Origin of the sequence: Pseudomonas sp. A-RE-19 (genome assembly GCF_019956555.1) — a bacterium.
Lineage (GTDB): Bacteria > Pseudomonadota > Gammaproteobacteria > Pseudomonadales > Pseudomonadaceae > Aquipseudomonas.
On record NZ_JAHBDQ010000047.1, the window covers coordinates 1 to 7,565 of the forward strand.

General features: G+C 45.9%; 8 protein-coding genes. 5 read left to right on the forward strand and 3 right to left on the reverse strand.

Going from position 1 to position 7,565, the window contains the following annotated elements; all coding sequences use genetic code 11:
- The 4 genes from KGB14_RS22990 to KGB14_RS23005 all read left to right on the forward strand — a co-directional run.
- A partial coding sequence (locus tag KGB14_RS22990; RefSeq protein ID WP_223488974.1) for a hypothetical protein occupies window positions 1-860 on the forward strand: 860 nt, incomplete at its 5' end.
- 1 nt (window position 861) lies between these two features.
- The gene (locus KGB14_RS22995) at window positions 862-1,728 is read left to right on the forward strand and encodes a DMT family transporter (protein ID WP_001335763.1); all 867 of its coding nucleotides are present in this window, start codon (window positions 862-864) and stop codon (window positions 1,726-1,728) included.
- 1,339 nt (window positions 1,729-3,067) lie between these two features.
- Entirely contained in the window at window positions 3,068-3,544 is a 477-nt protein-coding gene (locus KGB14_RS23000; protein ID WP_000469298.1) for a helix-turn-helix domain-containing protein, read from the forward strand.
- A gap of 709 nt (window positions 3,545-4,253) precedes the next feature.
- Window positions 4,254-4,454 carry a hypothetical protein gene (locus KGB14_RS23005; RefSeq protein ID WP_223488975.1) on the forward strand — a complete coding sequence of 67 codons (201 nt, stop codon included), beginning with the start codon at window positions 4,254-4,256 and terminating at the stop codon, window positions 4,452-4,454.
- Between the two features lie 22 nt (window positions 4,455-4,476).
- Here KGB14_RS23005 and KGB14_RS23010 read toward each other — a convergent pair whose 3' ends face one another.
- The 3 genes from KGB14_RS23010 to KGB14_RS23020 form a co-directional block, all read right to left on the reverse strand.
- Window positions 4,477-4,668, reverse strand: a complete 192-nt coding sequence (locus KGB14_RS23010; RefSeq protein WP_100783622.1) for a Rop family plasmid primer RNA-binding protein — start codon at window positions 4,666-4,668, stop codon at window positions 4,477-4,479.
- Window positions 4,669-5,498: 830 nt separating this feature from the next.
- Entirely contained in the window at window positions 5,499-5,927 is a 429-nt protein-coding gene (locus tag KGB14_RS23015; protein WP_000830439.1) for an Exc2 family lipoprotein, read from the reverse strand.
- Between the two features lie 80 nt (window positions 5,928-6,007).
- Entirely contained in the window at window positions 6,008-6,394 is a 387-nt protein-coding gene (locus tag KGB14_RS23020; RefSeq protein ID WP_052899455.1) for a hypothetical protein, read from the reverse strand.
- Window positions 6,395-6,698: 304 nt separating this feature from the next.
- On the opposite strand from KGB14_RS23020, the gene KGB14_RS23025 reads away from it, so the two are divergent.
- A complete protein-coding gene (locus KGB14_RS23025) occupies window positions 6,699-7,457 on the forward strand; it encodes a glycoside hydrolase family protein (RefSeq protein WP_001555316.1) in 759 nt (252 codons plus the stop codon).
- The last annotated feature ends 108 nt before the right edge of the window (window positions 7,458-7,565 follow it).

Sequence of the window (7,565 nt, forward strand, 5' to 3'; positions counted from 1 at the left end):
GGCTTGATTTCCATTTATCTATTGTAAATAGCCCCCAACTATATAATGATGATGGTCATTTGTTTGATTTTTTGCGTAATGAAAGAGTTCGTTTTAAAGAACGCGCAAGAAGAGGAGAGGTCAGTGCGCATCTCATTTATTTTATTCATCCACAACTTGCCTTTGCTCGTCCATCAGAAGAGTTAGTGGACATACAAAAATATATTTGTTCGCTGCATATGCCAGAGTGCTATCCAATAAAAGAGGATGTTATTTATACTGAAAGCGTACCATTTCAGGATAAAGATGGGCTAAAAATATATAAGGCTGGTGTTAATGTTTTTTACTCTTCTGCTCATAGAACAAGAAATCATGATAGAAGAATACCAGGGGGAATACTTATTTCTGTAAATGCCCCGGGGCATTTTATGAGGCTGGCGATAGAAAAAGGTTTCTATAAAGATCAAGAACAAGCGTTAGCGGATATTCGTAACATGACTATTCAGTCTGTTGGTAAGGGTGGGTATTCACATCCGGAAGGGATTTCTACAACATGGCATTCAGAATCTAATTTGGATCGTTTTGGATGCCCAGTGCACACCGGTAATAGTTCTTATTACAGCGGTTTTTATCATACTGATGTATTAATTCCAGGAGAATTAACTAAGGATGAAAGATTGCTCCATGAAATAGAAAATAGTGATCCAATGATCTTCAACTGGAATGTATTGTTTTATGTTTCATTAGAAGAGTTTCCTATAGATGATCCTTATTATGGAGAGTTTATTGGTATTCCTGTAGATGATGCATCTATGTTTTTTAACTCCTTTCAACCAAGGAAATTTGAAAACAAACCCCTTTATGAGAAAGAGGATGATTAATATGATTAAAGGAATGCTTTTTGCTTTTTTAGCAGCGTTCTCATGGGGGGCAGCTATCGTAATGAGCAAAAAAGGAGTTGAAGAACTAGATGCCGGAGGGGTGTTTTTCTGGCAGATTTGTAGTGCAGTAATACTATCTTGGATAGTTCTTTTTATAAAAAGAAAAAAACTCCCATTAAACTCAAAAGCGATACTTGCTTATGCGACAGGCGTTTTTGAACCATTCTTAGCGTATACTTTTACACTCTACGGACTTTATTTTATTTCAGCAGGAAGCGCATCAATTATTTTTTCACTTGAATCAGTGTTTATATTGGTGTTGTCTGTTCTTATTTGCTCAGTTAAAATTAATTCCCCGCAATATTTTATATTGTTCCTTATAGGTGCAATTGTTGGCAGTATTTTGGTAGCCTTGCCAGACATCAGTAATGGATCGAATAATATTGTTGGATATTGTCTTGTTGTTGCCGGTGTGTTATCGGCAGCATTTTATGTTGTTATATCGTCTCGCCTTATTAAATCGTTTGAGCCTATCACATTATTGAGCGGACAGTTGACATTCTCCCTTATACTGTCATCGCTCTTTATTTTTATATCTAAATCATCAATTTATCTTCCGTTGGAATCCGTGATTATTGTTTTTTCATCTGGAATATTACAATATTTTTTAGCTTTTTGTTTTTACTTGAACTCCTTGCGTTGGCTCCCAGTTCATTTGGCAGGGATAATGTTGTACTTTATTCCGCTAGTTGCATTATTTTTGTCATGGTTGTTTTTGGATGAACAATTCACATTCTTACAGGGGGTAGGATTTATTGTAACTGTGCTAAGTGTATATTTTCTTAACAGAAAATACTCAGAGGAGTAACATTCTGTTCAGGATTGCCCCCCGGCCTCCATCGATACCGTGCCAAATGCACGTAAAAAACGGGAGCGTTTCTGGTGTCGGAATGTAACCAAGGGGGTCAGAGGCGCGCTAAAACGCTCTCAGGGGAGTCAAATAGAGACGTTTGTAACAAAAAGATCAAAGGATCCTCTTGAGATCCTTTTTTTCTGCGCGTAATCTGCTGCCTGTAAACGAAAAAACCGCCTTGCAGGGCGGTTTGATCGAAGGTTAAGTCAGCTTGCAGACTGCTTAACCAGGTAACTGTCTTATGCGAGACGAGTCACCAAAATTGTTCTTCTAGTGTAGCCGCACTCCGGCAGCCACTTCAAGTACTCTCTAAATATCTCGCACATGACTTTTACCAATGGCTGCTGCCAGTGGCGCTTTGTGGTGTCTTTTCCGGGTTGGACCCAAGAGAACAGTTACCGGAGAAGGCGCAGCAGTCGGGCTGAACGGGGGGTTCCTGCATACAGCCCAGCCCGGAGCGAACTGCCTAAGTCGCCCCGAGATACCAGAAGACGTGAGCTATGAGAAAGCGCCACGTGTCCCGTAAGGGAGAAAGGCGGAAAAGGTATCCGGTAATCGATATGGCGGGAACGTGGGGGCGCAGGAGGGAGCGATTCACCGGAAACGGTGATGATCTTTAAGCCACGTCGGGTTTCGCCACCGCTGGCGGATTTCATGGTTGAGCCGCAAGGCTCCCACAGATGCACCGAAAAAGGGTCTGTTTTGGGAAGTCCGTCAGGGGGGCGGAGCCTATGGAAAAAGCGCCTCCGGCGCGGCCTTTCCCGGGGTTTCGTTTTTTGCGCACATGTTCTTTCCTGGTTTATCCCCGGGTTCTGTGGATAACAGGGTTAGCGTTTTTGAGAAAGGAGAGTCCGCTCGCCGCAGCCGAACGACCGAGCGTAGCGAGTCAGTGAGCGAGGAAGCGGAAGAGCGCCTGAACTGGCATTTTCTCCTTACGCATCTGTGCGGCATTTCACACCGGACATGGCGCACTTTTCATACAATCCGCACTGATGCCGAATGGTTAAGCCAGTATACACTCCGCTATCGCTACGTGACTGGGTCAGGGCTTCGCCCCGACACCCCAAAAGGGCGTTGCGTTGCGCGCAACACCCTTGCCTAGAATAGATCTTTTACGCCGATTTGTAAGTTGTTGTTTTTTTAGTGTGTTTTTTGTTTACCTGTCGCATCCAGGGTGACACAACGTTGTCGCATCCAGGATGCGACAACACGCAACAAGGTGTTGCACAGATGTGTCATGATGGCTTAGATTTGAACCAACGTTAGTGCATGGGATTTTCAGAGGGAAAAAATCATGTTTATTGATTCAGAAAAACGACTGAAACAACTTTCAGATGAGGCAAAGAAAAACACCGAGGATCTCGAAGAAGCAAAGAAGAATTCAAGGTTTACACAGGTATCCCCAAAAGGTTGGGAACGTGTTCGAGAGCTGCTGAAGGATAGCCAAGGCATATCAGCACTGAAGCTGTACTCATTTTTAGCGGAGCATATCGATCCTACGTGTGGCGCTGTCGTTGCGGATCAGCAATTCCTAGCTGAAAAACTTGGAGTTAGCAGAAGTACAATTATTCGGTGGCTCAATTACTTAGAATCAAAAAATGCATTAGTTAGAATCCCCGTTGCTGGTAAGGTTTGTGCGTATGCCCTCGATCCACATGAAGTCTGGAAGGGATACAACACTACGAAAAACCATGCAGCGTTTGTCACTAAAACACTGGTCAACAAAGACGGTGATATTCAGCGCCGAATCATGGCCATGTTTTCAAATTGAGCCAGCGGCAGGCGGACAATCAGGGGCTACGTGTTAACGTTTTGACCATGATTGTCTATCCTGCATTGCTCTTTTGCCGCCTCAAAATCCCTTGCGTGTTTTTGCTCCCCGATCCCCAGAACGACCGCGCCGCCACGGTTCCGGCAGCGCCTTGAGCGCAACCGGAAACCGTCTGGGGAGAACCCCAGACCCCCATCGCTGTAACACCGACGGTCTACGACCACCAACCAGCCGAATAGCTGCCTGTGCCGTGCAAATAGGCTTTGCAGGGAGCTGACGCGGTTCCTAGCGACATGAAAGCCCCTGGTTAGGGGTATCGGCGCGCCTGACCTCCTGAGAGCCTCTGTAAGCGTTTTTCGCGCCTTCCATGCCCTGGCGGGCATTTAAACCCGTTTCGTGCGTCTGAGAGCTTCTGAGCGTGTTTGAAGGGCTATCTGACGACTCATCCCCGAAAGAACAACAACGGGATCACCGACAACATGCGAGAGGTGATCCCGCTCGCCGCAAGTCGATGACCGAGCGTAGCGAGCGAATCGACGAGGAAGCGGAAGAGAACCGGAAGTTACATTGAGCACTTACGCACGGATGCGGGGTGTCGGGGTGAAGCCCTGACCAGGTGGGGAATGTCTGAGTGCGCGTGCGCGGTCCGACATTCCCACATCCAGTCCCGATTTCTGAGGCGTTTTAACGGTGAACGGACGGCAAAAACATGATCGAGCTGTTGAACGTGGAGATCGCGAAATCGGGCAAAATCATGGCTGACGAGGCTTGCAGAGGAGTAAGCCAGTATACACTCCGCTATCGCTACGTGACTGGGTCAGGGCTTCGCCCCGACACCCCAAAGGTCAACGGCCTGACGCGCCCTGGCGGGCTTGTCTGCTCCCGGCATCCGCTCACAGACAAGCTGTGACCGTCTCCGGGAGCTGCATATGTCAGAGGGTTTCACCGTCATCCCCGAAACGTGCGAGGCAACTGCGGTAAAGCTCATCGGCGTGGTCGTGAAGCGATTCACAGATGTCTGCCTGTTCATCCGCGTCCAGTTCGTTGAGCTTCTCCAGCAGCGTTAATGTCTGGCCTCTGATGAAGCGGGCCATGTTAAGGGCGGTTTTTTCCTGTTTGGTCACTGGTCTGATGTCTCCGTGTAAGGGAATTTCTGTTCATGGGAGCATGATAACTGTGACGCAGGCGAGAGTGATAAAGCTGAGTGAGCGGTTAGTCAGGGGCGCAAACATTCGAACGCGGCCAGTGCGATGCAGGATAGGGAAAACGCCGTAAAACGACGTCCCTTTCGGCAATAGCAATATCATGGCACAGCATATCAACTGATAAATAATCCCTGTGCAGTACAGCCGCTGTTGCATAAAATCGCGCTCTGCGGCGAGTGTTTTTTAATCAGATATTCCGCTGATACTCCGGAAAAACGCGAGTCTGTTCTCATGTCTGAAATGTCCACACCCCACGCAAAACCAACTTTTTGCTGATTTTCTTTTTAAATCATGTTGTTATGGTTTTAAAAATGTATTTTCTTATTCAGATTTATACAAAAGCACGTCGTCGACGACCCTATGGCGACGCTATGACGACCCTGCTTAGGGTCAGTACTGACTATCTGTAGAAAAAACAGTTAATTAATGTAGGGGCGCCCCTAGGGGCGCGTCGCCTTTTTTTACATAACACCCCTGGGGGCGCTGCCAGGGGTGTCTGCCCGGATATGTAGCAATGAGCCAGGGATTCACGAACTGAAAATGTCCGAAAATGTGCCTCATGGGCACCGTATGCGCCCAAACAGATCGCTATTCAGTTTCGTGCATAGTCATGCAACGCCCTGAAAACGATCCTGACGCATTTTTCCGGTTTTCCTGGGGGTAAACATTTCTTTTTGCTGTGCCTGCGTCAGAATCGCGCTCAACGCGTTTTAATGGTGCGTACAATTAAGGGATTATGGTAAATCCACTTACTGTCTTCCCTCGTAGCCATCGAGATAAATCGCAGAAATCGTGTCAGCCAGCAGCTTCATTTTTTCCGGTGATGGCATATCACTGTTCGTGTATTTTCTGCCCGCAAAGGTGGTTGTGGTTCTCAGTGACTGAAGGAATTCTTCAGAGTGGAATTCTTTTATGCGTTGCTGTGCCGTTTCTGCTGATACTCCGGCTGCTTTGTCTTTCACCCCCATCTCCCTGAACTGCTGAAAGAACGGAATCATCATCCGTGTGGTGTCAGCTTTCTTGGTGTAGAAGTTAGGATCGAACCCATCATCTGAAGCATAAACATAATGCCGGGTATGTTGTTCCAGGCTGGTTTTTGGGGTACAGGCTGTGAGGGCTGCTGACACAGTTATCAGGGCGCTAAGATACATATAGCGTGTGCCGCCAGAACGTTTCATGCGAGTCTCCTTACCTTAATGTATTTATTTTCGGTGAGTTATTATCAGAAGACTATCTTATCATCAGTCTCTGACAGCGTTCAGCGACCAAACAACCGGGACCAGAATCCCCGTTTCCTTTCCTGCTCCAGCGCCTGCCTGAGCTGGGCTATCTCATTCTGTAGTTGTTCCCGTTCTGCTTCCTGGCGCCGGCGCTCCGTATCCTGGGCTTGTTTATCCTCAAGCATCAGCGTCAGGCATTGTTTCAGCTCGTTCAGCTCCCGGAGAATGCGTTCTGTCTGCTGATCATGAGGTTTTTCTGCCTGTCCCGCTGTGTGCCTTTCTGGTGTCTCATTCCGCTTTAATTCGCCGTATGCCCGGATCAGTTCACTAGTTTCAAACTCCCGTCGTCCGTCCTGGCTTGTACGGTAACTGACAAGGCCTGCGCGCATATCACGGTAAAACTGTGAACGCGATCTGCCCGTCATTTTCAGTGCGTCCCGGAGTGTGTGCCATGCCATAAAGTGACAGTGTCCCATAGGTGTCTCATCTCATGGTCTCAGTAAAACATACTGAGGCCGGAGAACGGTAATGTTTGTGCTGGTTTTTGTGGCATCTGGCGGGGATGGCACATGGTGTGAGTGGCTGTTTTTTTGACCGTTTTCACAAAAATGAAAATCCACAGGGTTGACAGGGAAAACGCAGCGGCGTAATTTTAAACTGTATATAAAACTAGTGGTTATATATACAGTTGTATTGATCGTTGTTTTAAATGTCAAAGAGGAAATTAAGATGAGTGGTATTGAAAATTCTAATCAAGGTCCGGGGTGGCATGATCACAATACTCCCTATGGAACAATTCATAGTTATGATGGGGACAGCCATAGCGGTTATGGTGCTCATTCTGGTGGTAATGGGGGAAATCGCCATGAAGGTATTTCTGATAAGACACATATTAGTATACCATCTACCAGAAACTATAATGGCTACTATATGAGCATGTGTGTTAATAATTTAAAAGCCCATGAGGGGTTCAAAAACACCATGTATAAGGATAGCGAAGGTAATATTACTGTTGGTATTGGTCATTTGCTATCTACGCCAGATATGGCGGCATCTCTCCCTTTTACAAGAACTCATACATGGCATGGTCATGGTGATGATATGGAAAAAGAAGTTGCAGCATCAAAAAAAGAAATAACCGATGCTTTTAATAACTTTAAAAAAGACTCTAGACAAGTACCAATGAACTTGCATTTATCAAATGATGCTGTTATTGGATTATGTATTTCCGATGTTCAGACTACAGAGAAAGGCTTGCGTTCTTTATATTCTGGTTATGATGGTTTTTCTAACTCTAGAAAAACTGCCTTAGTGGATATGGGATTTAACTTAGGAATTCCTAAGCTATCGAGAAACTTTCCGAACTTTAATGCTGCTGTGAACCGTGGGGATTGGGAGTCTGCAGCACGTGAAAGCCATCGAAATCTTCATCAACGAGGCGATCAGAGAAACAAGGATACAGCAGATCAGTTGCGGGATAAACATTAATAGACCATAACATATAGATATGAGATGTATTTCATCTTATATTAAAGATGAAATACATCAACCTATAATGGGAATGGATTATATGATCAAGCGGTTATTATTCTTATA

Bases quoted from the DNA above. Each gene is read 5' to 3' on its own strand.
- KGB14_RS22995 (WP_001335763.1), top strand. From the start codon at position 862: ATGATTAAAGGAATGCTTTTTGCTTTTTTAGCAGCGTTCTCATGGGGG.
- KGB14_RS23000 (WP_000469298.1), top strand. From the start codon at position 3,068: ATGTTTATTGATTCAGAAAAACGACTGAAACAACTTTCAGATGAGGCA.
- KGB14_RS23005 (WP_223488975.1), top strand. From the start codon at position 4,254: ATGATCGAGCTGTTGAACGTGGAGATCGCGAAATCGGGCAAAATCATG.
- KGB14_RS23015 (WP_000830439.1), bottom strand. From the start codon at position 5,927: ATGAAACGTTCTGGCGGCACACGCTATATGTATCTTAGCGCCCTGATA.
- KGB14_RS23020 (WP_052899455.1), bottom strand. From the start codon at position 6,394: ATGACGGGCAGATCGCGTTCACAGTTTTACCGTGATATGCGCGCAGGC.
- KGB14_RS23025 (WP_001555316.1), top strand. From the start codon at position 6,699: ATGAGTGGTATTGAAAATTCTAATCAAGGTCCGGGGTGGCATGATCAC.